We start from the raw sequence: 26,779 nt of genomic DNA on the forward strand, positions 1-26,779 counted from the left end.
CCCGGTGTCCCACACAGCATCGGAGGAGACAGGGCGCGGACCGACAGCAGCGGCACCCGCTATCGAGGTTCGCGAGCTGTGCAAGACGTTCGGCACCAACGCAGTGCTCAAGGGCATCGATTTCCATGTTGACCAGGGCGAGGTGGTCTGCGTCATCGGTCCATCCGGATCCGGGAAGTCGACGCTGCTGCGCTGCGTCAATCGGCTCGAGGAGCCCACCAGCGGCACCATCGTGGTGGAGGGGATCGACATCACCGACAGCGAGACGGATCTCGACGCCGTCCGGACGCGCATCGGCATCGTCTTCCAGCAGTTCAATCTCTTCCCGCACCTGACGGTCCTGCAGAATCTGACGCTCGCCCAGCGGCGTGCCAAGAAGCGTGGCAAGCGGGAAGCCGCCGAGGTCGCCCGGAAGAACCTGGAGAAGGTGGGTCTGTCAGAGAAGGCGGACGCCTTCCCCACTCAGCTCTCGGGTGGCCAGCAGCAACGCGTCGCCATCGCGCGCGCTCTGTCGATGGACCCGGACATGATGCTCTTCGACGAGCCGACCAGCGCCCTGGACCCAGAGCTCGTGGGCGACGTCCTGGAGGTCATGAAGCAGCTGGCCCGTGAGGGAATGACCATGATGGTGGTCACGCACGAGATGGGCTTCGCCCGGGAAGTGGGCGACCGCGTGGTCTTCATGGACGGCGGCGTGGTGGTGGAGCAGGGCGTTCCGGAGGACGTCCTCGGGAACCCGCAGCACGAGCGGACGCAACTGTTCCTCTCGAAGGTGCTCTAGCCGCCCAGCTCCGCCGCCGCATCCACGTCCGTCGCAGCGTCCAGCACGGCGCGGCGGATGCGTGCATGGAGATCACGGAGCGTGCTGCGCTGCGTCCGGACCTCGAGGACTGAGCGGCCCAGGATGGGCCGCTCCAGCGCCGCCACCAGCTCCCCATACGTCGTCGCCCCCTCGTACGCCAGCCCATGGGCGGCGGCCAGTGCGGCGAGGTCGACGGCGTGCGGGGTCCCGAAGAGGCGCTCGACGGCGGCGCCGTAGCGGTCCGCCGTCGATTCCGCGCCGTGCTCGAGCAGGCCGAAGATGCCGCCTCCGCCGTCGTTGAGCACCACCAGCTGCAGCTCCGGCTGCACTTCCCCGGTGCCGATCAGCAGCCCGCCGACGTCGTGCAGGAAGGTCAGGTCCCCGAGCAGCACACGCGTGGGGGCGCGCGTCGCGAGCGCGATGCCCGTGGCCGTCGAGATGGTGCCGTCGATGCCTGCGAGACCGCGGTTCGCGAAGACCCTCAGCGGGTGACGGTCCGTGGCTGCCATGAGATCCACGTCCCGGATGGGATTCGAGGAGCCGAGCACCAGATTGCCGGAAGTGCCCACCCACACCGCCTCCGCGACGTGCAGTCCCGTGAGCGCCTCCTCACCGTCGAGCACGGCACGGATGGCCGCCTGCGCCCGCCCTCCAGCCTCCTGCCACGTCCGCAGCCAGCCGTCGGCGCCGCGACCGGCAAAAAGGAGCAGCTCCGACAGATCTTCGATGATCCGCTCGGGGCGGCGACCCTCCTCGAACCAGGCGGCGGGCCCGGGCAGATAGAGCGCGTGCTCCACGTCGGACCGCGCGAGGAGCGCTGCGACGGGCCGTGAGAGAGTGGGACGCCCGAAGACGACCACCCGCGTGATGCTCGGCCCGAGCTGTTCGAGGAGCAGGCGGTAGGCGACGACGGCGCTACTGCCGGAGCGGGCGTTCGACGACGGTTCGGCGAGCAGCGGGAGCTCCAGGTGGGCGGCGAATGCAGCCGCGACCTCGCCGGCGTCGTGCCCCGCGACGACCACCGTGCGCGCGTCGTCGCGCGCCTGCGGGAGCGGACGCTGCCGTGCGGCGGCTGACACGGCAGCGTCCGCCAACGTCGTCCCGGTGGTGACCCGCACGGCCGACGCCGCCAATGATGCGGTGACATCGACGGTGGCGATGCCGGTGCCGGAGACGCTGTCGGTGTCGGTGGCGGTGTCGGTGGCGGTGTCGGGCCCGGGCGCGGCTCGGCCGTCGGGGACCAGCGGATCCCGGAATGCGAGATTCAGGTGCACGGGGCCGCGCGGGGTGTCCTCCGCGTCTCCCCCGCGTGCGGCCCGGAGTGCCGCCGTGACGGGACCGGTCGGGTCGTCCCCGGCGGCGACGTCGAACTCCGTGCGCACGTGCACGCCGAACAGCTGCGGCTGCACGGTGGTCTGGTTGGCCCCGGTCCCCCGCAGTTCGGCGGGCCGGTCGGCCGACACCACCACGAGGGGCACCGCCGCGTGATTGGCCTCCATGACGGCGGGCAGCAGTTCGCCCACGGCGGTGCCCGACGTCGTCACGACGGCCGCGGGGCGACCCGCGCCGAGCGCGAGCCCCAGTGCCGTGAAGCATCCGGACCGTTCGTCGATGCGCACGTGCAGACGCACTCTCCCGGCGGCTTCGGCATCGGCGAGTGCGTAGGCCAGCGGCGCGCTGCGGGACCCCGGAGCGACGACGACGTCGGTGACGCCGCCCGCGATCAGTGCGGCGACCGCCCGGGCCGCCGCCGTCGCGGCATCGAGGGGAGCATCGGGGTAGGTCGCTGATTCGGTCACGCTCCCATCCTCACACCCGACAGGACAGCATGCGTGCGGCGGAGCCGGTCCAGCCACCACCGCCTGCGCTCCGGCGCTGCAGCGAAGCGATCCAGGAGTACCTCCGACACCTCCACCTCGCGGACCGGCAGGAACCCGCCGTCCGGGACCAGCGAGGACTCGGTCACGTCGCCGGCCATGAGCGAGACCGTGGCGAGACCGCAGGCGTAGGGCAGCTCCGGCAGCGCGGCCGCGAGTGCCACCCCGGAGCGGATGCCCACGGAGGTGTCCAGCGCCGAGCTGACGACGGCGGGAAGACCCGCCTGCGCGATGATGTCCAGGGCCCGCCGGACACCGCCAAGGGGTGGCGCCTTGATGACCAGCAGATCGGCCGCGTCCTCGCGTGCCACGAGCAGCGGGTCCTCCTGGCGCCGCACACTCTCGTCGGCGGCGACGAGGACACCGTACCCGCGACGCTGCAGTTCGAGGCGCACCGAGCGCAGACCCGGGATGTCCGCCACCGGCTGCTCCACGTACTGCAGCCCGAAGCGGTGCAGCGCCTCGACGGCCCCGAGCGCCTCGTCCACGGTCCATCCGCCGTTCGCGTCGAGCTTGATGCCGGCGTCGGGGAGGAGGCGACGCACCTCAGCGACCCGGGCGACGTCGTCGGCCAGGCGCTGGCCCCGCTCGGCGACCTTGATCTTGACCGCGGAGACCCGGCCGAAGCGGGACAGCACGGCCTCCACCCGGTCCGGCCCGACGGCGGGCACCGTCGCATTCACGGGGATGGACGAGCGCACAGGCGCGGGCAACCCCTGCCACGCGGCTTCCAGCGCCGATGCGAGCCAGGGTGCGGCCTCGGCGTCGTCGTACTCGGGGAACGGGCAGAACTCCCCCCAGCCGGCAGGTCCGCGGACCAGGAGGGCCTCGCGCTCGAGGACCCCGCGGAACTTCACGCGCATGGGGATCGAGACCACGCGCGCGGAGGCCAGAACCTCCTCGATGGGAGGCACGGGGGTGTCGTCATTCATGTCGGAGCCGGGCCGGGCGTCGGGGTGGGAACTCACGCACTCAGGGTACGGGAGCGCGGCGGGCCGTCGGGCGGTCCGGTGGGCGGCGGACATCCGCGAAGCCGGCAGCGGTCTGCAGGAACTCACAGTGGTTTTTTACTGCTGGCGAGCTCGCTCGCTCGTTCCCGACCGAGCAGTGTTCAACCTGTAGGGCGGAATCGGACAGAAAGTCTCGGAGGAAATGAGCGACGAAGGAGCGCCCGGACCTCATCAGGCCAGAGCGAAGCGAGAGGTCCATTGCCCTGATTGGAGCGCCAGCGGAGACCGGGGAAGCACGAGAACGTGGAACACCTACGGGCGCCAGCCACGACACCTCCGTAGAATTGTGACCATGACTATGGCGACGAACGAACAAGCACAGACACCACCACGATCACACAACTCGAAGCGCGTCGCGGCGATCTATGGGTTCGCGGGTACGATGCTCGCGCTGATTGCTGTGATGACCTTCTCGAGGGTTGACGCCTGGTACCTGGTTATCGGCTTCGGCCTGATCGCGGTCCTGGCCGTCGTGTACGTCGCCAAGGCGATCATCGCGCTCCGCCACCAGAACGACTGATCATGAGTCTCTGGAGCCGCTACCTGTTCGGGGCCTCACTCGTGTTCGGGATTGGCGCGACGATCTTCGCCGGGCGGTGACCGGCAGGATGGGGCCCGCGTCGATCCTTGCCATGGTCCTGGCTGCCTCCGCGTTCCTGATCTGCTCCATCATCGACTACCGACGTGAGCGTTCAGCGATTGGCATCGTCGAGGACCAGGAAGCCGGGCTGCCTGGGTGAAGGCCTGTGCGGGCGGGGTCTAGTTGAGCCAGTCCGGGGGGCCGGCGAGGCCGAGCCGGTAGCGCGCCGCATCCACGGAGGGGCTATGTGGGCCGAGGGCCAGCTGGAAGGTCCGTAGCTGCAAGCGGGTGCGCTGCAACCGGAGGCGATTCGCGAGTGAACGGTCGCCGCGGCCGGGCACCCCGGCGAGGGGGGCCACGGACGGGGAGATGACCAGCGCTCCTGCGCTGGCGATGCCGCTGTAGAAGATCCGCTCGGCCCGGTTCAGCCCGTCCGGTGCGGAGAGGAACGTCAGGAGCTCGGCGGGGACGGGTTCGAGGTCGGGTTCAAGCTCGCGCAGCGCTTCGGCAAGTTCCCGGCGGTTGGCCGGGAGGTCTTCGGCTCCGAGGGTTCGTGCGCTTCGGGACCAGTCGGCGACGTAGGTGTCGGCCCAGGTGCGGCCGAACCGTGGGGCGAGGTCGTGGCCGACGGCTTCGTGGGCGCCGAGGAAGGCGTCGGTGAAGGCCAGGTGCACCCAGCGCAGGAGGGCTGGGTCGGAGGCGGAGTAGGCGCGGCCGTCGTCGGTGGTGCCGCTGACCCGCCCGTGCATGCGGCGGACGCGTGCCGAGTCCCGCTCGGCGAGTTCAGTGGAGCCGAAGGTGGTGATGGTGAGCCAGCGCGCGGTCCCGGCGAGGCGTGCCCAGGGGTCGCTGCGGTAAGAGGAGTGACGTGCGACCCCGGCCATGGCGAGGGGGTGTGCGCCTTGGCCGAGGAGGGCCGCGACGCCGCCGACCAAAGTCGAGAGGCCACCGTGGACCTGCCAGACGACGCCGTCGGGTTCGAACAAGCCCGGACCCTCCCCCACCAGGGCGATGTCGCGCACCCAGTCCGGTGTCCCAGTGGGGTCACCGGAAACCCGGGCACGAAACGCGTTGCGGACGCGGTGGCCCAGATCGGCGGGGCGTGGAATCGAGCTGAGAGGCATGATGCTCCAACGACGGTAGATCGGGGTACGACGGACACCCAAGGACAGGAGTCCACTACGAAGCGTAGAACACTGCCCTGACAAGCCGATGGCTGCAGTGCCCTCGCATTGTCAGAAGAGCGTTGGCGCTTCGGGGTCGATGCCGGTGAGCAGGATCGCGGTCTTTTGATCATGTGTCGGGTAGGCGCGGAGCACGCGCAGGCGGGTGCAGTCATCGATCGCGGTGTACTGGTAGTAGCGCTTCTTCCGCCCTGTCTGTCCGAGGGGCTCGATGAACTGCACATCAACCTGCAGCGCGTGGCCTGGCCGCTGCTTCTCATGTCTCTTCCAACGGGTCTCCGTCCGCTTGTAGCGCTGCGACGCAGGAAGGCGGTTGAGATTCATGTTCTTCAGGACCCGCCAGACACCGGAGGCGCTGATCGTGATGTCGTGATACCGCTTCAGATACATCGTGATCCTCGCCGGACCGAAGTGGTACTGCTGACGAAGCCAGAGGATCTTCTCGACCACGTCCGCCTCCGTCGCCGTCGCCGTCGCCATCGGTGAATGATGTGGGGCACTCGAGCGGTCCTTCAACCCTTCGAGCCCCTCGGCTTCGTAGCGTTTCAGCCACCTGTAACACGCCTGCCGGCTCAGGCCGTAGTAGCGACGGGTCGCCGCAATGCTCCCGCTGACCTCCTCGACGTGACGCAGAACAGCGAGCTTGTGATTGGCTCGACGCTCCATCGCTCGAAGCCCTTCGTGGCTGTCTCTGGAACCATGGCGACCTCGACCGGTCGACGCACCGCCTTCTTCGGGAGTACCCCATGGAACAGGTCGATACCGGTCGCACCACCCAGCGGACAAGTCGAGGGAAATGCACCCTAGCGGGGCCATCTTTTTTCAAGTCACACGCCAGACGGGATAGCCGGCATCAACGCTGCCGCCTGGTCCCACAGCCGCCTGCAGGAACTCACAGCTGCATGTGGAACGATCGGTGGGATGCCGTCGACGACCAGCCCCGCAGGCCGATCCGGGTCCCCACTCCCCTTCGTCCTCGCCGCGCTGACCTGCGCCGCCGCCCTCGGTGGGACCTACTGGGCCTTCGTCCGGACGACGCGGGGACAGTTCGCCGACGAGTCGGCGTGGCGCGAGGCGGGGCTGCTCGCACCGGAGACGAAGGGTCCGTTCCTGCAGTTCCTGGACACGCTCCCCACCATCTCGCTCGTCCTCGCGGCCGCGGCCATCCTGTTCGTCGCGGTGCTGCGCCGCCGCTACGCTGCTGCGGTCGTGGCGAGCCTCGTCATCGTCGCCTCGAACATCACCACGCAGGTGCTGAAGAACGTGGTCCTCGACCGGCCCGACCGGGGTGTCCAGACGCTGGACTTCAATTCCCTGCCGTCCGGGCACACGGCCCTCGCCGCCTCCACGGCGGCCGCCGTCTTCCTGATCGTGACACCGAGGTGGCGTCCGTTCACCGCGATGCTGGGCGGGGCGTACGCGGTGCTCGCGGGCGCGGCCACCTTCGTCAATCTGTGGCACCGTCCGGCGGACGTGGTGGCTGCCCTGCTCGTGGTCGGCGGCTGGGCGCTGCTCGCCGGACCGGTGATCCTGCGGGCGGACGGGTCAGGGAGGCGCAACCGGCAGGTCTCACCCGGCGGCTGGGGCTCCTCACGCCGCTGGCTCGCCCTCTGCTGGATGCTGGGTGTCGGCAGCCTGCTGGTCTCCGCCCTGCTCTATTTCTCGGTCCGGGCCGGCATCCTGGTCTCGGTACCGGATGCCGGCCGTCCGCTCTTCTTCTGGTGGGGCGTGCTGTGGATCATCGGCGTCGGCTTCGTCCTGGCCGCCGTGACCGCCTCACTGTTCGCGGCGCGGACCCGCCGCACCGACAGGGCGAACACCTGACCGCTCCGGTGCCCGCCCCGTGGTGAACTGCGCTGTGAACTCCGGCTACTCGTGGCGCAGTGGTTCGGCAGAGGTCTCGCGCGAGAGGGCGACGGCGATCAGGGAGACCACCGCTGCGGCCACGAGGTACCAGGCAGGAGCCAGGTCGCTGCCCGATGTGGCGATGAGGAACGTGGCAACGAACGGTGCAGTACCGCCGAAGATCGCATTGGCGAGATTGAAGCTGACCGCGAACCCGGTGTAGCGGACGCGAGTGGGGAACATCTCCGCGAGGAAACACGGCAGGGTGCCGTCGTTGAGCGTCAGCATGGCGCCGAGGAGGATCTGCACGAGCACGATGATCAGGAAGTTCCCCGTCCCCAGCAGGGCGAAGGCCGGCACGGTCAGCAGGATGAAGGTGACGGACGCCGAGATGAGCACCTTCTTCCTGCCGTAGCGATCGGAGAGCGCCCCGGTCAGGAAGATGAAGCCGATGTAGGTGATCAGCGCGATGGTGGTGGCGAGGAAGGACTCAGTGGCACCGAGGCCCAGCTCCGCGGATAGATACGTGGGCATGTAGCTGAGGATCACGTAGAAGCCGACGGCGTTGAGCAGCACCGCGCCGCCCGCCCGTACCAGGAGGCGCCAGTGGAGCCGGAACAGGCTGGCGACGGGCGCCTTGATGGTCTCGTCCTCGGCCGCGAGTTCCCGGAACACCGGGGTGTCCTCGAGCTTTGTCCGGATGTAGCGCCCGATCAGGCCCATGGGGGCCGCGAGGAGGAAGGGCAGTCGCCAGCCCCAGCTGCTCATGGCGTCGTCGTCGAGCAGCGTGGTCAGGAGACCCGCGATGAGCGAGCCGAGCAGGAGCCCGGCCGCCGTGCTGGCCGGCACCACCGCCGCGTAGAGACCACGCTTCTTCTCGGGGGCGTACTCGACGAGGAACGCCGACGCCCCGGCATACTCACCCGACGCGGAGAAGCCCTGGACCACGCGCAGGAGCAGGAGGAGGATGGGCGCCCAGATGCCGATGATGGCGTAGCTGGGGATGAGCGCGATGCAGAAGGTGGCACCGGACATGATGAGGATCGAGAGGGAGAGCGCGGTCCGCCGTCCCACCTTGTCGCCGATGTGGCCCCAGACGAAGCCGCCGATCGGACGCACCAGGAAGGAGATGGCGAAGAGCGCGAACGTGAGCAGCAGGCCTGTCTGCGGATCGGACTCGGGGAAGAACACCGCCGCGATGGTCACGGCCAGATAGCCGTAGACCGCGTAGTCGAACCACTCCACGAAGTTGCCGATGAAGCTCGCAGCAACGACGCGCCGGCGCGTGCTGCGGTCCACCGTCACCGGGGCGGACATCTCGTCCAGGCTCGTGGGGGAAGCTCCCTTCGGGACCGACGCCCGTTCGTCATCGCGCTGCGGCATGGACTACTCCTCCGATTGGTTGCACTGATTGCAACGTTGTTGCACAACAATAGGAGTGGGCCGCATCACAGTCAAGTATTTAGACCGTCGGATCCCGCAACGCCCGGGCGGGCACGAAAAAGGCCGACCGGTGGTCCGGTCGGCCTTGTCCGCAGTCTTCGCGTAGTACTCCTAGCGCAGGACCACGGTCCTGTTGCCGTGCAGGATCACCCGGCCCTCGCAGTGCCACCGCACCGCATTGCTCAGCGCCTTGCACTCGGTGTCCCTGCCGGCCGCGACGAGGTCCTCGGGTCCGTAGGTGTGATCGACCTCGACCACCTGTTGGGAGATGATCGGCCCCTCGTCCAGCTCGCTGTTGACGTAGTGGGCTGTGGCCCCGACCGTCTTCACGCCGCGGGCGTACGCCTGGTGGTACGGCTTGGCTCCCTTGAAACTCGGGAGGAACGAGTGGTGGATGTTGATCGCCCGTCCGTCCAGCTTCCGGGTCAGCCCGTCGCTGAGAACCTGCATGTACCGTGCCAGCACCACGAGTTCCACGTCGAGCTCCTCGACCAGCTCGATGAGGCGTGCCTCCGCGGCCGGTTTGGTGTCCGCCGTGACCGGCACGTGGAAGAACGGGATGCCGTGCCATTCCACGAGCCTCTGGTGATCGGTGTGGTTCGACACCACGGCCACCACCTCCACGTTCAGTTCACCGCTCCTCGTCCTGAACAGCAGGTCGTTGAGGCAGTGCCCGAACTTGGAGACCATGATGAGCACCCGACGTCGTGCGCTGTGCGGTTCCAGCCGCCACCGCATCCCGAACTCCTCCGCGACCGCGCCGAACGCCTCCCTGAGGGCCTCGACGGAAGGACCGCCCTCGGCCCGGACGTGCAGGCGCATGAAGAAGTGCCGCTGAGAACGTTCCCCGAACTGCTTGTTGTCCAGGATGTCGCAGCCGTGCTCCAGCAGGAACCCGGACACCGCGTGGACGATACCCGGCCTGTCCGGGCAGTCCAGTGTCAGGACGTACTCGTCCCCCGCCTCAGCACTCAATGACATTCACGGCGAGGCCACCCCTTGAGGTCTCCTTGTACTTGGACTTCATATCGGCTCCGGTCTCCCGCATGGTCTTGATCGCCTTGTCCAGAGACACCTTATGGCTGCCGTCGCCGTGCAGGGCCAGGCGCGCCGCATTGATCGCCTTGACGCTGGCGATCGCATTGCGCTCGATGCACGGGATCTGGACCAGTCCGCCGACGGGATCGCAGGTGAGACCGAGATTGTGCTCGATCCCCACCTCCGCGGCGTTCTCCACCTGCGCCGGCGTGCCGCCGAGCACCTCGCACAGACCGGCTGCGGCCATGGAGCAGGCCGATCCCACCTCTCCCTGGCAGCCCACCTCGGCACCGGAGATCGAGGCATTGAGCTTGAAGAGGATGCCGACGGCGGCCGCCGTCAGCAGGAAGGTGACCACGCCGTCGTCGTCGGCGCCAGGGACGAACTTCGTGTAGTAGTGGAGCACGGCAGGGATGATCCCCGCGGCGCCGTTGGTCGGGGCCGTGACGATACGGCCACCGGCTGCGTTCTCCTCGTTCACGGCGAGCGCGAACAGATTGACCCACTCCATGGCTCGCAGCGGATCGCTCACACCGACGTCGGCGTTCAGGGTCCGGTACAGTGACGGCGCGCGGCGCTTGACCTTGAGCCCCCCGGGGAGGATCCCCTCGGCGGCGCAGCCGTTGTCCACGCACTCACGCATGACGGCCCAGAGACTCAGCAGTTTCTCGCGCAGCTCCGCCTCGGTGTGCCATGTCAGCTCGTTGGCGAGCATCACCTGCGAGATGGACATCCCCTCACGACTGCAGATCTCGAGCAGTTCGTCGGCGGACGTGAACGGGTAGGGCAGTACGGTCGAGTCGGCCACCACGCGGTCGGCCGCGTCGGCATCGCCGTCCACCACGAAGCCGCCGCCGATCGAGTAGTAGCTCCGTTCGGTGAGGACCGAGCCGGCATGGTCCAGCGCGCGGAAGGTCATCCCGTTGGGATGGGCGGGCAGGGACTTGCGCCGGTGCAGCACCACGTCCTCGTCCCAGTTGAAGTCGACGCGCTGGCTGCCGCCCACCCAGAGCTCCGCGTCGAGGGCGGCGGCGGCCACGAGATCGTCCGCCGCCGCAGTGTCGACCGTCTCGGGGAGCAGGCCCTTGAACCCAAGGACCACCGCCTTGTCAGACCCGTGGCCCCGACCCGTGGCACCGAGGGAGCCGAACAGTTCGGCCTGGACCCGCCGCGTGGTACCCAGGACGCCGTCCTCCTCGAGGCCGTCGGCGAACAGCTTGGCCGCCCGCATGGGGCCCACAGTGTGGGATGACGAGGGCCCGATGCCGACGGAGAACAGATCCAAAACACTCAGTGCCATTCAGGGCACCTCGGGCGCGGCGTACTCGCGCATGGCGTCCAGGAGCCAGCGGCCCAGGAAGTCCGCGAACGAGGCACGGGGGAAGATCCGGAAGCTCTCGTCACCGGTCTTCCAGAGGACCACGGGGATCTGGCCGATCTCCGTGGACAGCGCCGTCCCCGCCTTGAGAACACGGGGGTGCAGATCCAGCGAGCAGCCCTTCTCCAGGACGGCACGGGACCGCGATCCGGTCAGCTCGAATGTGGTGCGGTTGGCGGAGAGATCCACCACCTGCCCCTCCCCGTCGCCGAGGGCGTCGCGCAGCGACTGGATCAGGGTTCCGCCGAGGCTCTCGTGCGCCTCCATCGGGGCCACCACCAGGAACTCGGTGGGGCCGAGCCAGAGCACGGAGCAGTCGTCGTTCCCGCCGACACCTCCGGAGGCCTCCGGCAGACCGCCGGTGACTGCGGCGATACGATCGCCGACCTCCGTCCCGTGCTGCACCCTGAGTCCCACCATGGTCAGGAAGGGCTCCTCGCGCAGTTCGACGACGCCGGCCACGGAGCCGGCCTCGAATGCGTCCGCGAGCGGTGCGGCCGGGCTCGTCCTGCGGGAGAGATCGTTGTCTCGTACTGTGTGAGCTGTTGTCTTAGCCATCTTTGCGGGTCCCTTCGGGGTCGAATAGCACGGTATCTGACACGACGACGTCGACGCTTCTGTCTCCGGCCACGGCCACGAGAGTCTCGCCGATCCGCCCGCGCCCGTTCTTGATCAGCGCCAGCGCGAACGACCTGCCCAGGGCCGCACTGTGGTAGCTGGAGGTGACGAAGCCCTCCATGGAGACCTGGCCCTCGGCCGGATCGGTGGAGGCGCCCTTCGCCACGAGCTGCGACCCCTCCGGCAGCCTGAAACTGCCGTCGGCGGGCAGCACGCTGACCAGGTGCTTGCGGTCCTCGCGCTGGGCGTCGGCCCGGGCGTAGGAGCGCTTGCCGATGAAGGACTTCACCTTCGAGACCACCCACTCCATGCCCGCGTCCTGCGGGGTGACGGTGCCGTCGGTATCCTGACCCACGATCGGGTAGCCCTTCTCCGCGCGCAGGACGTGCATGGTCTCCGTGCCGTACGGCGTGATCCCGTATTCCGCTCCGGCTGCCGCGACGGACTCCCAGGTGTTGAGCCCGTACCAGGCCGGCACGTTGATCTCGTAGGCCAGTTCACCGGAGAAGGAGATGCGGCAGACCCTCGCCCGCACACCCGACGCGAGCGTGGTCTCCCGGAACGTCATGAACGGGAAGGCCTCCGCGTCCAGTCCGCCGTCGGCGTCGAGCTCGGGAGCCACCTTCGCGAGTACCGCGCGGGACTTGGGTCCCACGACCGCGATGGTGGTCCACTGCTCCGTCACGGATGTGCACTGCACATCCAGTTCCGGCCACTCGGTCTGCAGCCATTCCTCGAGCCAGTCGAGCACCTTCGCGGCACCGCCGGTGGTCGTGGTCATGAAGTACCGGTCCTCGTCGAGGCGCAGGGTCACGCCGTCGTCGAAGATCATGCCGTCCGCGGTGCACATCACGCCGTAGCGTGCCGAGCCCGGCTTGAGCTTCTTGAACGCGTTCGTGTAGATCCGGTTCAGGAACTCACCGGCGTCCTTGCCGCGGATCTCGATCTTGCCGAGCGTGGTGGCGTCCATGAAGCCCACCGAGTCGCGGGTGGCGGCGCACTCGCGCAGCACGGCCGCGTCCATGTCCTCCCCGTCCTGCGGGTAGTACCACGGCCTCTTCCACTGCCCGACGTCCTCGAACAGGGCGCCGTGGGCCTCGTGCCAGGGCTGGATGGACGTCTTGCGCGCCGGATCGAACAGCTCGCCGCGCTGGCGGCCCGCGAGTGCGGCGAAGGCCACCGGGGTGAAGGGTGCCCGGTAGGTGGTGGTACCGATGTCGCCGATACCGCGGGAGGCCTCGCCCGCGGTGCGCAGAGCGGCGGCGATCACGCCGATCGCGTTCACGCCCGAGGTCTTGCCCTGGTCGTTGGCCGTGCTTATGGACGTGTAGCGCTTGATGTGCTCCACGGACCGCATGCCCGCGCCCGTGGAGCGCAGGACATCGGCCACGGTCTGGTCCCGCTGGAAGTCGACGAAGTGGTGGTACCACTCGTCCGGCGTCCCGGTCTGACCCGGAACGAGCCACAGCTGGCGGGTGGGGGCCGACGCGGTGGGCTCCGCCTGCGCGCCAGGCATCGCCCCGTCGCTCGAACCGACGGCGATCGCCGCCGTCAGGCCCGCGGCGCCACCTTCTGCGAGGCAGTCCTCGAGGGCGAAACTGCCGCGGCCGGAGCCGATGGACTGCTGGTTGGGCACCACGGTGCTCGGCACGAAGGCCGCGAGCTCGTCGTCCCAGCGCAGCTTGCCCTGGCGCTGGGAGTGGAGATGCACCACGGGGCTCCAGCCGCCGGAGACCGCCAGCAGGTCGCAGGCGATCTTCTCGACGGTCTCGGTGAGCTCACCGTCGTCGGTGATGCCCCGGACGGTCACGGCGTCGAGCCGGTTGTCGGCGGAGGCCGAGGTGTCGGCCACGGCGCTGCTGATGAGCACCCGGGTACCCGCCGACGCCGCGGCCGAGGCCACGTCCGAGTGCTCGGGACGTGCGTCGACGACGGCCGCGACCTCGATACCGGCTGCGGCGAGATCCGCGGCGAGGGCGTACGCGCTGTCATTGGTGGTGCTGATGACGACCTTGCGTCCGGCCCCGACGGCGTACCGGTTCAGGTACGTGCGCACCGCGGAGGCGAGCATGATGCCCGGGCGGTCGTTGTTCTCGAACACCAGCGGGCGCTCGTGTGCGCCGGGGGCCAGGATGACCTGCGAGGCGCGGATGTGCCAGATCCGCTGGCGGGATACACCGGGAGCAGCCGGACTGGAGAGATGGTCGGTGCGGTTCTGGACCGCGATGATGTAGTTGGCGTCGTACGCTCCGAAGACCGTGGTGCGATTGAGCACGGTGCACTCGGCACCCGAGACCAGTTCGGCCTCGACGTCGTTCACCCAGGCCAGCGCGGGCTTGCCCTCGATGGCCTCCGCCAGCTCGGGAGCCGTGGATCCAGAAAGCAGCGATCCGCCCAGCTCGGACTGATCGTCGAGCAGCATCACGCGGGCACCGGTACGCATGGCCTCCCGCGCGGCCATGAGGCCCGCCGGTCCGCCGCCCACCACCAGGATGTCCGTGTGCACATACTTCTTGTCGTACTCGGCGCGGTCCTCCTCGGGGTCCAGCCGCCCGCGGCCGTTGAGGAACTCGGTCTTCAACCCGTCCACGAGGGTCACCGTGGGCGCCGGGAGCATGGACTCGGCGACGTCGCCGGGGAACCGCGGGGAGATGCGGACCAGGGCGTTGGGTTCCTCCACCCCGGCGGAGACGATGCCACGGGGCCGGTTCTCGTAGAGCGAGTCGCCGGCCCCGATCCGGCCGTTGGCCAGCAGTGCCGAGGTGAGGGTGTCCCCCGGGTGCCCGGAGAGTTCCTCGCCGTCGACGGTGAAACGCCAGGAGATGGTGCGGTCGATACGCCCGCCCTCGGCGAGGCGGGAATTCTGGGAAGTCACTGCGTTGCTCCCTTCGGGGCGGTGGCGGCGGGTTCCGCGGGGCCGAGATCGGTCGAGGCGACACTCGGGCCCGTGGTTCCCGTGGTGGTGCTGTCGGGGGCCAGACTGGCCGTGCCGAAATCGGCCGGCTGATCGGTGTTCGGCGCCGGCCGTGGCGCACCCATCGGGTAGATGGCCTGGATGTCGTAGGTGACGGTGTCGCGGAGCATGTTGAACCACTGGCGGCACCCGGTACTGTGCAGCCAGCGCTCGGCGAACGAGCCCTTGGTGTTGTCACGGTAGAACAGGAACTCGGCCCACTGCCGGTCGGTCAGTTCGTCCGGGTTCTCCGGATAGGGCACGTGGGCCTGGCCACCGTAGTGGAACTCGGTCTCGTCGCGGGAGCCGCAGTTGGGGCAGGAGATGAGCAGCATGTGCTTCTTCTTTCTGGGGTCTGAGGTCGCGGACGGCGGCTAGTGGGCCACGGCGGCTGCGCCGTGCTCGTCGATCAGGGCGCCGGTCTCGAAGCGTTCGAGTGCGAAGGGTGCATTGAGCTCGTGCGGCGCCCCGGTCGCAATGGTGTGGGCGAAGGTATAGCCCGCGGACGGTGTACCCTTGAAACCCCCCGTGCCCCAGCCACAGTTCACGAACATGTTCTCCACGGGAGTGGTCCCCACGATCGGAGATGCATCCAGGGTGGTGTCCACCACTCCACCCCAGGTCCGCAGGACGTGCGCTCGCGCGAAGATGGGGAAGAGCTCGACGGCGGCCGCCATCTGGTGCTCGATCACGTGGAACGAGCCGCGCTGGCCGTACCCGTTGTAGGAGTCCACGCCGGCGCCCATGACGAGCTCGCCCTTGTGTGCCTGGGAGACATAGACGTGCACGTGGTTGGACATGACCACCGTCGGGTGGACTGGTTCGTGCAGCTCGGAGACCAGGGCCTGGAGCGGGTGGGACTGGATGGGCAGCCGGAAACCTGCCATCTCCGCGAGGACCGAGCTGTGACCTGCTGCGCACAGACCCACCTTCTCGGTGTTGATGGTCCCGCGATTGGTCTTGACGCCGGTCACCCTGTTGCCGTCCTTGACGAAGCCGGTCACTTCGCAGTTCTGGATGATGTCCACGCCGAGCTCGTCGCACTTGCGGGCGAAGGCCCAGGCCACGTGGTCGTGCTTGGCGATCCCCGCGCGGGGCTGGTACGTGGCACCCATGACCGGGTAGCGGATGTTGTCGCTGATGTTCAGGATGGGGCAGAGTTCCTTGACCTGCTTCGGGTCCAACCACTCGGCGTCGACGCCGTTGAGCTGGTTCGCGCCCACGCGGCGCATGCTCTCGCGGACGTCCCCGAGCGTGTGGGCGAGGTTCATCACGCCGCGCTGGCTGAACAGGAAGTCGTACTCGAGCTCCTCGGGCAGGGTCTCCCACAGCTTGAGCGCATGCTCGTACATCGCCGCGCTCTCGTCCCACAGGTAGTTCGACCGGATGATCGTGGTGTTGCGCGCCATGTTCCCGCCGGCGAGCCAGCCCTTCTCCAGGACCGCGATGTTCGTCATCCCGTGGTTCTTCGCGAGGAAGTACGCGGTGGCCAGGCCATGACCGCCGCCACCGACGATGATCGCATCGTAGGAGGGCTTGGGGTCCGGGTTGTGCCAGAGGAAGTCCGGGTGCTCCGGGAGTTTGTCGGCCATGGTCTTAGGCTCCGATCGGGGTTGAGAGGGGCGCGAGGTCGGGGTAGAGCGGGTGCTTCCGGGCGAGCGCGAGGACGCGGTCCCGCAGGTCGTCGAGGACCGCGGTGTCGGCCGGCCCCTGCTGGGTGCCGGCCACGAGGGTCAGGGCGATGATGTCCGCGACCTCCACGAAGGCCTCCGTGCTGAAGCCACGGGTTGCGAGCGCCGGTGTACCGATGCGCAGACCCGAGGTGACCATCGGTGGGCGCGGGTCGAACGGGACGGCGTTGCGGTTCACGGTGATGTCGATCGAGGCCAGGAGGTCCTCGCCCTGCTGCCCGTCCAGCTCGGAGTGGCGCAGGTCCACGAGCACCAGGTGCACATCGGTGCCTCCGGTGAGCACGCCGATGCCGCGCTCTGCGACATCGGGTTGACCCAGGCGCTCGGCGAGGATGCGGGCTCCTTCGAGGGTGCGCTCCTGCCGCTCGCGGAACTCCTCCGTGGCGGCGATCTTGAAGGCTACGGCCTTCCCCGCGATGACGTGCTCCAGCGGGCCACCCTGCTGCCCCGGGAAGACCGCGGAATTGATCTTCTTGGCAATGTCGGTGTCGTTGGACAGGATGATCCCGCCGCGCGGGCCGGCCAGCGTCTTGTGCGTCGTGGATGTCACCACGTGGGCGTGCGGCACCGGGGAGGGGTGCAGGCCTGCGGCAACGAGCCCGGCGAAGTGGGCCATGTCCACGAGGAGGTAGGCGCCGACCTGGTCGGCGATCCGCCGGAAGGCGGCGAAGTCCAGCTGGCGCGGGTAGGCGGACCAGCCGGCGATGATCAGCTTGGGCTGGTGCTCCACGGCCAGTCGCTCAACCTCGGCCATGTCCACCAGGTGCGACTCGGGGTCCACCCCGTAGGCAGCCACGTTGTAGAGCCGACCCGAGAAGTTGATCTTCATCCCGTGGGTCAGGTGTCCGCCGTGGGCGAGGTTCAGGCCGAGGATGGTGTCCCCCGGCCTGATCAGTGCGTGCATCACGGAGGCGTTGGCCTGTGCACCGGAGTGTGGCTGGACATTGGCGAAGCCCGCGCCGAAGAGATCCTTGACCCGGTCGATCGCCAGCTGCTCGATGACGTCGACGTGCTCGCAGCCGCCGTAGTAGCGCCGTCCGGGATATCCCTCGGCATACTTGTTGGTCAGCACCGAGCCCTGCGCCTGCATAATCGCCTGCGCCGTGTGGTTCTCCGACGCGATCATCTCGAGGCCTTCACGCTGACGGCTGAGCTCCGCGTCGATGCGTGTTGCGATCTCCGGATCGAGGTCGGCGAGATCGGCGGTCAGCGACGCCGAGACGACCTGTCCGCGGTTGCCCTGTGCTGCCGCCGTCGTCGGGTTCGTTTTGGTCTCCTCGGAGGAGATCGTCGTTTCCTGAACCATCGAAGGTCCCTGCCTTTCCGTCGACAACTGATATATCAGATTGCACCCACCATAGGAGGAAGATCACATCGGGTCAAGACTCCCGCTTGATCTGGCCGGCCGGCGCGGAGTGCTTGACTCCCCGGGCCGCACATCGTCCAACCTCTTGACTGTGACGCCCACCACTGTACGATCTGTGGAACACCGTTGCAACGTCCGCAACAACCCCGTGTCTCGAATCTTCGAGAGCAACCTCGCAGCCGTCCACGTGCGGCCGCCCAACGAAAGAGACGTTGGCATGTCCATCAACGAGCAATCGGATCCGGCCCGAGCGGCATCCCGAAACGAGGCCGGTGCCGAAGGCGGCAGCACATCGACCTCGACCAAGGCGACGCGGGGCGACGGAACACAGCCCCCGCGTCAGGTCGACCTACCCCGCTTCCGCGGCCGAGTCATCCCGCCGCTGGACCGGGCCATCATCAAGATCCTGCCGCCGCTGCTCATCATCGGCCTCGTGGTAGCCGTCACCCTGAACCCTGAGGGTGCCGCCGGAGTCATCGGCGAGCTGCGCACCTTCGTCACCTCCGGCTTCACCTGGCTGTTCGTCCTCTACTCCCTCGTGGCCCTCGGTGTCTGTGGCTGGCTCGCCTTCAGCCGCGTGGGCAAGATCCGCCTCGGCGGCCCGCAGGCCAAGCCCGAGCACGGCAATTTCGCCTGGTACTCCATGCTGTTCGCGTGCGGACAGGGCATCGGCCTCATCTTCTGGTCCGTCGCCGAGCCGATCATGCTCCGCGACGAGAGCCCCGTCATCGCACCCCAGGCCGACACGTCCGGCGGCGGGATCGTCTGGTCCTACTTCCACTGGGGCGTCACCGCCTGGGCCATGTACTGCGTGGTTGCGGTCTGCCTCGCCTATTCGCACCACAATCTCGGGAAGACCCTGACGTTCCGGGAAGCCACCGTGGACATCCTGCCCAAGAGGACCCAGCGCGGCGCCGGCGTGATCGTCGAACTGCTCGCGATCATCGCGACGGTCCTCGGCCTGGCAACCTCGTTCGGCTTCGCGGCCCTCCAGTTCACCTCCGGCCTCTCCTCCTTCACGGGCCTCAGCGCAGGCCCCGGCCTCTGGATCGCCGTCATTGTCGGGCTCGGCGGCCTGACCGCCATCTCGGCCTTCCTCGGGGTCAACAAGGGCATGAGGAGGGTCAGCGAGGCCAACTCGATCCTGAGCATCGTCCTGATGGCTGCCGTGTTCGTGTTCGGACCGACCATCTACATCATCTCCAACATCTCGGAGACGTTCGGCTCGTTCTTCTACAACTTCATCCCGATGAGCTTCTGGACCGATTCACCCACGGCTGCAGCTCCCATCGAGAGCTGGCAGGACAGCTGGAACGGCTGGTGGACGGTCTTCATCTGGTGCTGGGTCATCGCCTTCTCGCCCTTCGTCGCCGGCTTCATCGCCCGCATCTCCCGTGGTCGGACCATTCGTGAATTCGTCATCGGCGTCACCGTGATCCCCTCGCTGATCGTGATGATCTGGATCGGCATCCTCGGCTCGGCCGCCGTCTATTACGACGACCAGTCGAACCGCTCCATCTCGGACGGAGTTGCGGCCGATACCTCCAGCGGACTGTTCTCGATGCTCAGCATGGTCCCCATCGTGGGTGGGTTGCTCCTGGTGATCTCGACCATCCTGGTGGCCACGTACTACGTCACGAGCCTCGACGCCGGCACCTATGCCCTGGCGGAGTTCGTCTCGGCGCCCAACAAGTCGGGTCCCTGGTTCAGGGTGATCCTCGTTGTCAGCATCGCTGCCGTCGCGCTGATCCTGCTCTCCATCGGCGGCACGGCCGTGGTGGACACCGTACAGACCGGCACCATCATCGGCGCCTTCCCCTTCTCCTTCGTGATCCTCCTGATGATCGCGAATCTCATCCGGAGGCTGCGGAAGCGCAACAAGGAGGTCAAGAGGCTCGAGAAGGAGGTCAATGATCCCGCGCACCGCGCGGAGGACGACCAGCTCGACGCCGACGGCCTTCCGCTGGCGCACCGCGCAGAGCACTAGTGCCCGAAGCACGCAGCGCCGCGACGCCTCGCGGCGCTGCGTGCTCGCCCCACGCCCCAAACCCCACGCCCCACGTCAAGGAGGCTCGCCATACACGCGGAACCAGCCGTCGCAGGAAACAGTGTCCTGATGTCCGAGATGGACGCCCATACCTTCAGTACCTGGCTGGAGGAACAACCGGGCCCGGTCCTGGTGCCTGTCGGCGCCCTGGAGCAGCATGGGCCTCATCTCCCGATGGGCACGGACGCCGTCCTGTCCACGAGTATCGCCACGGCAGTGGCTCGGCGAACCCGGGGACTGGTGGCCCAGCCATTCACCTACGGCTACAAATCGCAGCAGAAATCCGGCGGCGGCAACCACCTCCGGGGCACCACGAGCCTGGATGCCGCAGCCCTCATCGCCCTGACGCGATCCGTCACGGTGTCGCTCCTTAAACAGGACGTCCGCCGGATCGTATTCGTCAACGGGCACTTCGAGAACTACCAGTTCCTCTACGAGGGCGTCGATCTCGCGCTCGACGAGCTCGGCATCGGCAGCGGTGACGACCGGAGCGTGCTGCTGCTGTCCTACTGGGACTACGTCTCGGAGCCCACGCTCGCGCAGGTCTACCCCGACGGGTTCCCGGGCTGGGCGATCGAGCACGGCGGTGTCCTCGAGACGTCCCTCATGCTGCATCTGGAGCCCTCGCTGGTGTCGCTCGATCGAGCCATACAGCATCCGGCGGCATCGCTCCCACGGTTCGACCGGTTGCCCGTCGTCGCGGGCCGCACCCCGGATTCCGGCTGTCTGTCGGCGCCTGCCGGTTCGGACGCCGACAAGGGCCGACTGCTCTTCGACCAGGTGGTGGAGGACCTCTCGGCGGACATCACCACCGAGTTCGGTCTCGACCAGGCGGAACATCCCGAGGGGGCTTGACTTCGGTCGGGCAACGCTCAATACTCCAAACAACAGTGTTGCACCTCACGCAACATGAACCCCGAGGAGCACTCCCCGCGCCTCGTACGACCACCCAGGAAAGGCCCTCCCATGACAACCACCGATGACCAGGCCGTCACCGACGTCGCGAAGCTCGACCGACTCAAGACCCTCAACAACGGGCAGAAGGTCTCCCTCACCTTCTCCGACGCCGAGTTCGAGCGTCGCCTCGGCGGGCTCCGCCGCATCATGGCGGAGAAGGACCTCGACGCCGTGGTCCTGACGAGCTACCAGTCCATCAAGTACTACTCCGACTTCCTCTTCACCTACTTCGGGCGCTCCTACGCCATGGTGGTCACGGCGGACGACACCGTCACCGTCACCGCGAACATCGACGCCGGCATGCCGTGGCGCCGCAGCTACGGCGACAACGTGGTCTACACGGACTGGCGCCGCGACAACTACATCTTCGCGATCCAGGAGGCGCTGCGTACCCGCGGTATCAAGGCGAAGCGCCTCGGCGTCGAGGACGATTCGCTGCCGCTGGACAACCGCAACAAGATCCAGGCGGCCTTCGAGAACGCGACCCTCGTGGACGTGGCCCAGGCCGCCATGCGCCAGCGCATGATCAAGTCCGCGGAGGAGATCGAGGTCATCAAGCACGGTGCCCGGATCGGCGACCTCGGCGGCGAGGCCATCCGCGGTGCCATCAAGGCCGGCATCACCGAGTACGAGGTGGCACTGATCGGCACCGAGGCCATGGTGCACGAGATCGCCCGGACGTTCCCCGATTCCGAGATCCGCGACACCTGGGTGTGGTTCCAGTCGGGCATCAACACCGACGGAGCACACAACTGGGCCACGACCCGCAAGATCCAGGAACACGACATCCTGTCGCTGAACTGCTTCCCCATGACCTCCGGCTACTACACGGCCCTGGAGCGCACCCTGTTCTTCGGTGAGCCGGATGAGCGCTCGCTCGAGCTCTGGAACATCAACGTCGAGGTCCACGAACGTGGCCTGGAACTCATCAAGCCCGGTGCCGTCTGCAAGGACATCGCCGCCGAGCTGAACGAGATCTACATCGGGCACGGACTGCTGGCCAACCGCACCTTCGGGTACGGGCACTCCTTCGGTGTGCTGAGCCACTACTACGGACGCGAAGCGGGCCTCGAGCTCCGCGAGGACATCGACACCGTCCTGGAAGCGGACATGGTGGTCTCCATGGAACCGATGATCACCGTGCTCGATGGCCAGCCCGGTGCCGGCGGCTACCGCGAGCACGACATCCTGGTGGTCGGGGAGAACGGAGCGGAGAACATCACCAAGTTCCCGTTCGGCCCCGAGCACAACATCATCAGCGCCTGATACCGGCGTAACAGGACGGGAAGGGCGGTGCGGCAGAGGATGCCGCACCGCCCCTCCCGTCCGACGGGTCGGGAGCGCGCCAGAGGCATCCGCGCTCCCGGCCCGTCCTCGCGGAACGGACCGGCCTGACCGCGCGGTAAAGTGGGGCCACCGGTGGCCAGGACCAGGGGCCTCGGACTATCGGTGAGGGATGGGGACAATGGGCAGTACCAGCGTGATCACGACCGAGGACGTATCCCTGGCCGAGCGTGCCTACGGGATCCTCCGCGACCGGCTCATCATGCTGGATATCGCACCCGGCGAGCCCATCAACGAGGCCCGGGTGGCAGCGGAGCTGGGATTCGGGAGGACGCCCCTCCGCGAGGCCCTCAAGCGTCTGGAGACGGACCACCTGGTTGTGTCCTACCCCCGCAGGGGTACCTTCGCGACCATCGTCGACATCACTGAACTCGCCGCGATCTCCGAGGTGCGTCAGGTGCTGGAACCACTGGCTGCCCGCAGCGCCGCGCTGAACACAGATCCCGGCATCCGGCTCGAGCTGGAGCAGGTGGTTGCGGCCATCACGTCGATGGACGCCCACCAGGACCGCCACGAGCTCATGCAGTACGACCTCGAGGTGCATCGCCTGATCTACCGTGCGGCCGGCAATCACCACCTCGAGGAATCACTCATCAGGCTCGACAACCTCGCCACGCGCATCTGGTGCCTGGTGCTGAACCGCCTGCCGTCCATCTCCGGGCACATCACAGAACATGTCGAGCTTCTCCACGCCATCCTCGCCGGTGATGCGGACAGGTCCGCCGCGCTGTCCGCCGCCCACGTCACGCACTTCGAGCGGACCGTCCGCACCATCTTGTGACCGATCGGGCCTTCCGATCCGCGAAGGGCCACGGCCCGGCCGGAGCAAGAACCGAAACGGACATATGCCGCCGATCTTCCGCCAGATACGCAAGGATGGTCCCCATCATGACTTCAGCTGATTACGTGACTGCGACCACCGAGCCCAAGAGTGCCTCCGTCATCATCAATGCCATCGCGGTGCTCCGGTCCTTCACGGCGGACGAACCCCTCCTGGGTGTCACCGAGATCGCCAACAGGGTCGGCCTCCACAAGAGCACGGTGTCCCGGATCCTCGCCACCTTCGAGCAGGAACACCTGGTGGAGCGCGATCCCGAGACCCGGAGATTCCGGCTGGGCCTCGGCCTCATCGCCGTCGCGGGTCCGTTGCTGGCGGAGCTGGAGGAGCGCCAGGTGGCCTACCCCGTGCTGCGTGCCCTGGCGGAGCAGACGGGCGAGACGAGCGCACTCATGCTCTGGAGCGACGGCCAGTCCATGTGCGTGGAGCAGATCGCGAGCCACCACCAGATCAAGCACACCACACCACTGGGGGCCAGGTACCGGGACGCGATGAGTGCGTCCGTGCAGGTCTTCCTGAGCGCGGAATCCGACGAGCGGGTCGCGTCGATGCTGCGCGACGGCTCGATCACGCATCCCGGTCCGGGCGACGCCGCCGTCGACGCGTATCTGCGCCGGCTCGAGGAGGCCCGGGTCAGGGGCTGGGCCATCAACTACGGCGAGTCCTCCACCGACGAGGTGGGTGTGGCCGCCCCCGTCCATGACCATCGCGGTGATCTCGTGGCCGCCGTGCTCATCCCGGCGCCACGCTTCCGCATCGGACCGGACAGCCTGCAGGATCTCGGAGAGGCCTGCGCGGCCGCAGCCCGTCAGATCTCGGCCCGCCTCGGCGGGAAGGCCGCGAACGGTCTTCAGCCACTGGTCACAGGGGCCGGTCGCTCGAGGAACAGCTAGCCGCCGGCGGACAGCGGAGATCGCTGTCGAGGAAGGACACCATGAGCACATCGTCCGCAGCCGGGCCCGGCGCTCACCCCTGGCGCGGCCCCTTGATCTCCGTCGGCGTCCTCGTCGTGGCGTTCGTGCTCCTGGCCGCCACGGGTGCATCGGCCCTGCTCCTCACCCCGCTGCTGGTGGGAGCCTGGAGTATCCTGCAGCTCCGCGGGAACAGGCGCTACTGGCTTCCCCTCGCGCCCTGTCTTATGGCCGTCCTGTTCTGGCTCTACCTCTTCGTCACAGTCCTTCTCGGCTTCGTCCTCGACTAGGAGCACTCCCCAGTCGCACGCCGTCGCGCGGTCCCGCGAGATCGGCCCGTCAGAGCTGGACGAGCAGGATCCCGAGGGTGAGTCCGAACCCCGCGGCGAGCAGTGCCGTCACGGCGGTTCCTGCGCCGGAGACGAGCGCCGCTCCCACCCGGCCGGCCCGGAGCAGGCGTACCGTGTCGATGCTCGCGGTACTGAACGTGGTGTAGCCGCCGAGGAAGCCGGTACCGGCCACGAGCATCCAGGCCGGTGGTACGGCGGCCACGAGCACCAGGCCCGTGACGATGCCGAGCAGGAACGAGCCACTGATGTTGATGGTCATGGTTCCGACCGGGAACCGGCCCGAGGAACGCGAGCCGACGACGTCGTCGAGCACGAAGCGCGCCACCGATCCGAGACCGCCCGCCACGGCGAGCACGAGTACGAGGCCCACGCTCATGGAGCCGTCCTTTGCGCCCTGCTCCCGAGGAGGACACCCAGGGCGCCGGCTCCGAGGCCCAGCACCACGGAGCCGACCACGTAGGTCACACCTTCGAGGACGCGACCGGTGCCGAGCAGCAGCAGCGAATCCACGGCGAAGGCGCTGTAGGTGGTGAACCCGCCGAGAAAACCGGTGCCGGCGAGGAGCCGGACGGAGCGGCGGCGTCCCTCGTCGGGGCCGCGGTGCACCAGGGTCTCGAGGAACAGACCCAGCAGAAAGGCACCCGAGATATTGATCAGGAAGATCCCGAGTGGAAGGCCGGTCGGCGTGGGAAGGAGCTCGGAGATACCGAATCGCGCCAAGGTACCACCCATGCCGCCGCCGAACACGAGGGCAAGATCGATGACGCGGTGGCGATCTGGCACCACCTCGCTCGGTTGGACGTCCGACAGCTCGCTCATCGACCTACATTTGCATGGCTGTCGACGGCGCGCCAAGAAGCTGCGTACGGGCGAGCACACTGCAGTAACGGACCTGTAACATCGTGATCCAGAACACATGGCGCGCGGAGGGAACCAGATGAGTCATCAGTCCGGACAAGTGGCAGCGGGCGGGAACGCGGTGATGGAGGACGGCGAGTCCACGCGGTCGATCGGCAGGATCTGGATGCTCCGCGGGATCGGCATCGCCGTGGCCGTGGCGATCTACCTCCTGCTCGGCGGCTCCGATCTCTCGAACGACGGGCGCGTAGTCGCTGCGATCGCCGGCCTCATGGCCGTGTGGTGGATGACGGAGGCCGTGCCACTGTCCGTCACCTCGCTCCTGCCGATCGTGCTCCTGCCGATGTTCACCGTCATCACGGTGGCGGAGGCCACCGCGCCGTACGCGAACTCGATCGTCTTCCTGTTCCTCGGCGGGTTCCTGATCGCCATCGCCATGCAGAAGTGGAATCTCCACCGGCGCATCGCGCTGCTGACCCTCCGACGCGTGGGCACCCATCCGCGCCGGATCATCCTCGGCCTGATGATCTCCACGGCTTTCCTGTCGATGTGGGTGTCCAACACCGCCACGACCCTCATGATGCTGCCGATCGCACTGAGCGTGCTCACACTCGTCGTCGAGAACAGCCATGGGGCCAACGCCGAGGAGGGGAAGACGGGCGCCGACCTCGCCGCGGGCAAGGCCATCAGCAACGTGGTGGATGACAAGCAGATCCGCATCTTCGGTGTCGCGCTCGTCCTCTCGGTTGCCTGGGCTGCGACCATCGGCGGTCTCGGAACCCTGCTCGGCAGTCCCCCGAACGCGATCGTGGCCGGCTACATCAGCACCGAGCTGGGCGAGGACGTGGGATTCGTGCAGTGGATGCTGCTCGGCGTCCCCATCGTGATCGTCTTCATCGGCCTGGCCTGGCTGCTCATCACCCGCGTGATCTTCAAGTTCTCGCTGGAGGAGATCCCCGGAGGCAAGCAGCTGATCGATACGGAGATCAGCAAGCTGGGGCGGATGAGCCAGGGCGAGAAGACCGTCCTCGTGGTCTTCTGCAGCGCGGCGTTCCTCTGGATCGTCCCGGGCCTCGTCTCCAACATCGGCGCAGTCAGCAGCGCACTGCCGTGGCTCGGGGAGTTCAACGACACCGTGATCGCCATCGGCGCCGGGATCGTCCTCTTCATGATCCCGGCAGACAAGGCCGGGAGCATGACCCTCGTCTGGAAGGATGCCGAGGAAGGACTGCCCTGGGGCGTGCTCCTGCTCTTCGGTGGAGGCCTCTCGCTGGCCGGCGCCGTCGCCGCCACCGGACTCGACGCCTGGTTCGGGGAGCGCGTGAGCGGTCTCGGGGCACTGCCGATCGTCCTGCTGCTCGCCGTCGTCGTCACGATCGTCCTGCTGCTGACCGAGATCACCAGCAATACCGCCACCGCCGCCACCTTCATTCCCATCCTCGGCGGGGTCGCCATCGGGATCGGGATGGACCCCACCACGCTGCTCATTCCCGCGGCACTGGCAGCCACCTGTGCCTTCATGCTTCCCGTCGGCACTCCGCCCAATGCCATCGTCTACGCGACCGGGAACGTGAAGATCTCGGAGATGGTGCGCGGAGGTATTGTCCTCAACATCGTCGGGGTCATCCTCATCACCATGTTCACCGTTCTCATCGGGCCCTTCGCCCTGGGCATGGTGCTCTGACGGTT

24 protein-coding genes are annotated in these 26,779 nt (G+C 67.8%); 10 read left to right on the top strand and 14 right to left on the bottom strand.

Annotation, left to right across the window (positions count from 1 at the left end; all coding sequences use genetic code 11):
• The first annotated feature begins 4 nt into the window (after positions 1–4).
• Positions 5–781 carry an amino acid ABC transporter ATP-binding protein gene (locus FQ377_RS01275; RefSeq protein WP_316245901.1) on the top strand — a complete coding sequence of 259 codons (777 nt, stop codon included), beginning with the start codon at positions 5–7 and terminating at the stop codon, positions 779–781.
• Here the strand turns inward: FQ377_RS01275 and menD are convergent.
• Entirely contained in the window at positions 778–2,601 is a 1,824-nt protein-coding gene (menD, locus tag FQ377_RS01280) for a 2-succinyl-5-enolpyruvyl-6-hydroxy-3-cyclohexene-1-carboxylic-acid synthase (RefSeq protein WP_148599436.1), read from the bottom strand. The two genes, FQ377_RS01275 and menD, sit on opposite strands and share 4 nt — an antisense overlap.
• A complete protein-coding gene (locus FQ377_RS01285) occupies positions 2,598–3,611 on the bottom strand; it encodes an o-succinylbenzoate synthase (protein WP_148600032.1) in 1,014 nt (337 codons plus the stop codon). The genes menD and FQ377_RS01285 overlap by 4 nt, the downstream gene beginning before the upstream one ends.
• Positions 3,612–3,981: 370 nt before the next feature.
• Here FQ377_RS01285 and FQ377_RS01290 point away from each other — a divergent pair, with 370 nt between their 5' ends.
• Positions 3,982–4,209, top strand: a complete 228-nt coding sequence (locus FQ377_RS01290; protein ID WP_148599437.1) for a hypothetical protein — start codon at positions 3,982–3,984, stop codon at positions 4,207–4,209.
• 239 nt (positions 4,210–4,448) lie between these two features.
• On the opposite strand, the gene FQ377_RS01295 is transcribed toward FQ377_RS01290, so the two are convergent.
• Positions 4,449–5,393: an oxygenase MpaB family protein gene (locus tag FQ377_RS01295; RefSeq protein WP_148599438.1), complete on the bottom strand. Its 945-nt coding sequence runs from the start codon at positions 5,391–5,393 to the stop codon at positions 4,449–4,451.
• Positions 5,394–5,504: 111 nt separating this feature from the next.
• The gene (locus tag FQ377_RS01300; RefSeq protein WP_187393210.1) at positions 5,505–6,119 is read right to left on the bottom strand and encodes a helix-turn-helix domain-containing protein; all 615 of its coding nucleotides are present in this window, start codon (positions 6,117–6,119) and stop codon (positions 5,505–5,507) included.
• 255 nt (positions 6,120–6,374) lie between these two features.
• On the opposite strand from FQ377_RS01300, the gene FQ377_RS01305 reads away from it, so the two are divergent.
• On the top strand, positions 6,375–7,277 hold the full coding sequence (locus FQ377_RS01305; protein WP_148599440.1) for a phosphatase PAP2 family protein: 903 nt from the start codon (positions 6,375–6,377) through the stop codon (positions 7,275–7,277).
• A gap of 45 nt (positions 7,278–7,322) precedes the next feature.
• On the opposite strand, the gene FQ377_RS01310 is transcribed toward FQ377_RS01305, so the two are convergent.
• From FQ377_RS01310 to glyA, 8 genes are all read right to left on the bottom strand, one after another.
• On the bottom strand, positions 7,323–8,615 hold the full coding sequence (locus tag FQ377_RS01310; protein ID WP_262364263.1) for an MFS transporter: 1,293 nt from the start codon (positions 8,613–8,615) through the stop codon (positions 7,323–7,325).
• 237 nt (positions 8,616–8,852) lie between these two features.
• Entirely contained in the window at positions 8,853–9,722 is an 870-nt protein-coding gene (gene purU / locus FQ377_RS01315; protein WP_148599442.1) for a formyltetrahydrofolate deformylase, read from the bottom strand.
• Positions 9,706–11,079, bottom strand: a complete 1,374-nt coding sequence (locus tag FQ377_RS01320; RefSeq protein WP_148599443.1) for an L-serine ammonia-lyase — start codon at positions 11,077–11,079, stop codon at positions 9,706–9,708. The genes purU and FQ377_RS01320 overlap by 17 nt, the downstream gene beginning before the upstream one ends.
• The gene (locus FQ377_RS01325; RefSeq protein WP_148599444.1) at positions 11,080–11,715 is read right to left on the bottom strand and encodes a sarcosine oxidase subunit gamma; all 636 of its coding nucleotides are present in this window, start codon (positions 11,713–11,715) and stop codon (positions 11,080–11,082) included.
• Positions 11,708–14,650 carry a 2Fe-2S iron-sulfur cluster-binding protein gene (locus FQ377_RS01330; RefSeq protein ID WP_148599445.1) on the bottom strand — a complete coding sequence of 981 codons (2,943 nt, stop codon included), beginning with the start codon at positions 14,648–14,650 and terminating at the stop codon, positions 11,708–11,710. The genes FQ377_RS01325 and FQ377_RS01330 overlap by 8 nt, the downstream gene beginning before the upstream one ends.
• Positions 14,647–15,063, bottom strand: coding sequence for a sarcosine oxidase subunit delta (locus FQ377_RS01335; protein WP_148599446.1), 417 nt, complete (start codon positions 15,061–15,063; stop codon positions 14,647–14,649). The genes FQ377_RS01330 and FQ377_RS01335 overlap by 4 nt, the downstream gene beginning before the upstream one ends.
• A gap of 39 nt (positions 15,064–15,102) precedes the next feature.
• The gene (locus tag FQ377_RS01340; RefSeq protein ID WP_148599447.1) at positions 15,103–16,320 is read right to left on the bottom strand and encodes a sarcosine oxidase subunit beta family protein; all 1,218 of its coding nucleotides are present in this window, start codon (positions 16,318–16,320) and stop codon (positions 15,103–15,105) included.
• Positions 16,321–16,324: 4 nt separating this feature from the next.
• Entirely contained in the window at positions 16,325–17,725 is a 1,401-nt protein-coding gene (glyA, locus tag FQ377_RS01345) for a serine hydroxymethyltransferase (RefSeq protein WP_148599448.1), read from the bottom strand.
• A gap of 277 nt (positions 17,726–18,002) precedes the next feature.
• Here glyA and FQ377_RS01350 point away from each other — a divergent pair, with 277 nt between their 5' ends.
• The 6 genes from FQ377_RS01350 (at position 18,003) to FQ377_RS01375 (ending at position 24,172) form a co-directional block, all read left to right on the top strand.
• Complete coding sequence (locus tag FQ377_RS01350; RefSeq protein WP_148599449.1) at positions 18,003–19,772, top strand: BCCT family transporter; 1,770 nt, start codon at positions 18,003–18,005, stop codon at positions 19,770–19,772.
• A 129-nt stretch (positions 19,773–19,901) separates the two neighbouring features.
• Positions 19,902–20,687, top strand: a complete 786-nt coding sequence (locus tag FQ377_RS01355; protein WP_148599450.1) for a creatininase — start codon at positions 19,902–19,904, stop codon at positions 20,685–20,687.
• A gap of 111 nt (positions 20,688–20,798) precedes the next feature.
• A complete protein-coding gene (locus FQ377_RS01360) occupies positions 20,799–22,055 on the top strand; it encodes an aminopeptidase P family protein (protein WP_148599451.1) in 1,257 nt (418 codons plus the stop codon).
• 190 nt (positions 22,056–22,245) lie between these two features.
• Positions 22,246–22,914 (top strand): GntR family transcriptional regulator, encoded by a 669-nt coding sequence (locus FQ377_RS01365; protein ID WP_148599452.1) that lies wholly within the window; start codon positions 22,246–22,248, stop codon positions 22,912–22,914.
• A gap of 107 nt (positions 22,915–23,021) precedes the next feature.
• Complete coding sequence (locus tag FQ377_RS01370; protein WP_148599453.1) at positions 23,022–23,864, top strand: IclR family transcriptional regulator; 843 nt, start codon at positions 23,022–23,024, stop codon at positions 23,862–23,864.
• A 41-nt stretch (positions 23,865–23,905) separates the two neighbouring features.
• Positions 23,906–24,172 carry a hypothetical protein gene (locus FQ377_RS01375; RefSeq protein WP_148599454.1) on the top strand — a complete coding sequence of 89 codons (267 nt, stop codon included), beginning with the start codon at positions 23,906–23,908 and terminating at the stop codon, positions 24,170–24,172.
• A 49-nt stretch (positions 24,173–24,221) separates the two neighbouring features.
• Here FQ377_RS01375 and crcB read toward each other — a convergent pair whose 3' ends face one another.
• On the bottom strand, positions 24,222–24,608 hold the full coding sequence (gene crcB, locus FQ377_RS01380) for a fluoride efflux transporter CrcB (RefSeq protein WP_148599455.1): 387 nt from the start codon (positions 24,606–24,608) through the stop codon (positions 24,222–24,224).
• On the bottom strand, positions 24,605–25,051 hold the full coding sequence (locus tag FQ377_RS01385) for a fluoride efflux transporter FluC (RefSeq protein ID WP_148599456.1): 447 nt from the start codon (positions 25,049–25,051) through the stop codon (positions 24,605–24,607). Before FQ377_RS01385 ends, crcB begins: the two co-directional genes overlap by 4 nt.
• A 118-nt stretch (positions 25,052–25,169) precedes the next feature.
• Between FQ377_RS01385 and FQ377_RS01390 the strand changes: the two genes are divergently transcribed.
• Positions 25,170–26,774 (top strand): SLC13 family permease, encoded by a 1,605-nt coding sequence (locus FQ377_RS01390; RefSeq protein WP_148599457.1) that lies wholly within the window; start codon positions 25,170–25,172, stop codon positions 26,772–26,774.
• Positions 26,775–26,779: the final 5 nt, after the last annotated feature.

It is taken from the genome of Arthrobacter echini (genome assembly GCF_008107445.1).
GTDB classification, from domain to species: Bacteria; Actinomycetota; Actinomycetes; order Actinomycetales; family Micrococcaceae; genus Arthrobacter_D; species Arthrobacter_D echini_A.

What these genes read in the sequence shown, in the direction of transcription:
- FQ377_RS01390 (WP_148599457.1), top strand. Translation starts at nt 25,170, where the DNA reads ATGAGTCATCAGTCCGGACAAGTGGCAGCGGGCGGGAACGCGGTGATG.
- FQ377_RS01320 (WP_148599443.1), bottom strand. Translation starts at nt 11,079, where the DNA reads ATGGCACTGAGTGTTTTGGATCTGTTCTCCGTCGGCATCGGGCCCTCG.
- glyA (WP_148599448.1), bottom strand. Translation starts at nt 17,725, where the DNA reads ATGGTTCAGGAAACGACGATCTCCTCCGAGGAGACCAAAACGAACCCG.
- FQ377_RS01360 (WP_148599451.1), top strand. Translation starts at nt 20,799, where the DNA reads ATGACAACCACCGATGACCAGGCCGTCACCGACGTCGCGAAGCTCGAC.
- FQ377_RS01285 (WP_148600032.1), bottom strand. Translation starts at nt 3,611, where the DNA reads ATGAATGACGACACCCCCGTGCCTCCCATCGAGGAGGTTCTGGCCTCC.
- FQ377_RS01385 (WP_148599456.1), bottom strand. Translation starts at nt 25,051, where the DNA reads ATGAGCGAGCTGTCGGACGTCCAACCGAGCGAGGTGGTGCCAGATCGC.
- FQ377_RS01305 (WP_148599440.1), top strand. Translation starts at nt 6,375, where the DNA reads ATGCCGTCGACGACCAGCCCCGCAGGCCGATCCGGGTCCCCACTCCCC.
- FQ377_RS01335 (WP_148599446.1), bottom strand. Translation starts at nt 15,063, where the DNA reads ATGCTGCTCATCTCCTGCCCCAACTGCGGCTCCCGCGACGAGACCGAG.
- FQ377_RS01295 (WP_148599438.1), bottom strand. Translation starts at nt 5,393, where the DNA reads ATGCCTCTCAGCTCGATTCCACGCCCCGCCGATCTGGGCCACCGCGTC.
- FQ377_RS01290 (WP_148599437.1), top strand. Translation starts at nt 3,982, where the DNA reads ATGACTATGGCGACGAACGAACAAGCACAGACACCACCACGATCACAC.
- FQ377_RS01370 (WP_148599453.1), top strand. Translation starts at nt 23,022, where the DNA reads ATGACTTCAGCTGATTACGTGACTGCGACCACCGAGCCCAAGAGTGCC.
- FQ377_RS01365 (WP_148599452.1), top strand. Translation starts at nt 22,246, where the DNA reads ATGGGGACAATGGGCAGTACCAGCGTGATCACGACCGAGGACGTATCC.
- FQ377_RS01350 (WP_148599449.1), top strand. Translation starts at nt 18,003, where the DNA reads ATGTCCATCAACGAGCAATCGGATCCGGCCCGAGCGGCATCCCGAAAC.
- FQ377_RS01355 (WP_148599450.1), top strand. Translation starts at nt 19,902, where the DNA reads ATGTCCGAGATGGACGCCCATACCTTCAGTACCTGGCTGGAGGAACAA.
- crcB (WP_148599455.1), bottom strand. Translation starts at nt 24,608, where the DNA reads ATGAGCGTGGGCCTCGTACTCGTGCTCGCCGTGGCGGGCGGTCTCGGA.
- FQ377_RS01300 (WP_187393210.1), bottom strand. Translation starts at nt 6,119, where the DNA reads ATGGAGCGTCGAGCCAATCACAAGCTCGCTGTTCTGCGTCACGTCGAG.
- FQ377_RS01375 (WP_148599454.1), top strand. Translation starts at nt 23,906, where the DNA reads ATGAGCACATCGTCCGCAGCCGGGCCCGGCGCTCACCCCTGGCGCGGC.
- FQ377_RS01340 (WP_148599447.1), bottom strand. Translation starts at nt 16,320, where the DNA reads ATGGCCGACAAACTCCCGGAGCACCCGGACTTCCTCTGGCACAACCCG.
- purU (WP_148599442.1), bottom strand. Translation starts at nt 9,722, where the DNA reads ATGTCATTGAGTGCTGAGGCGGGGGACGAGTACGTCCTGACACTGGAC.
- FQ377_RS01310 (WP_262364263.1), bottom strand. Translation starts at nt 8,615, where the DNA reads ATGTCCGCCCCGGTGACGGTGGACCGCAGCACGCGCCGGCGCGTCGTT.
- FQ377_RS01325 (WP_148599444.1), bottom strand. Translation starts at nt 11,715, where the DNA reads ATGGCTAAGACAACAGCTCACACAGTACGAGACAACGATCTCTCCCGC.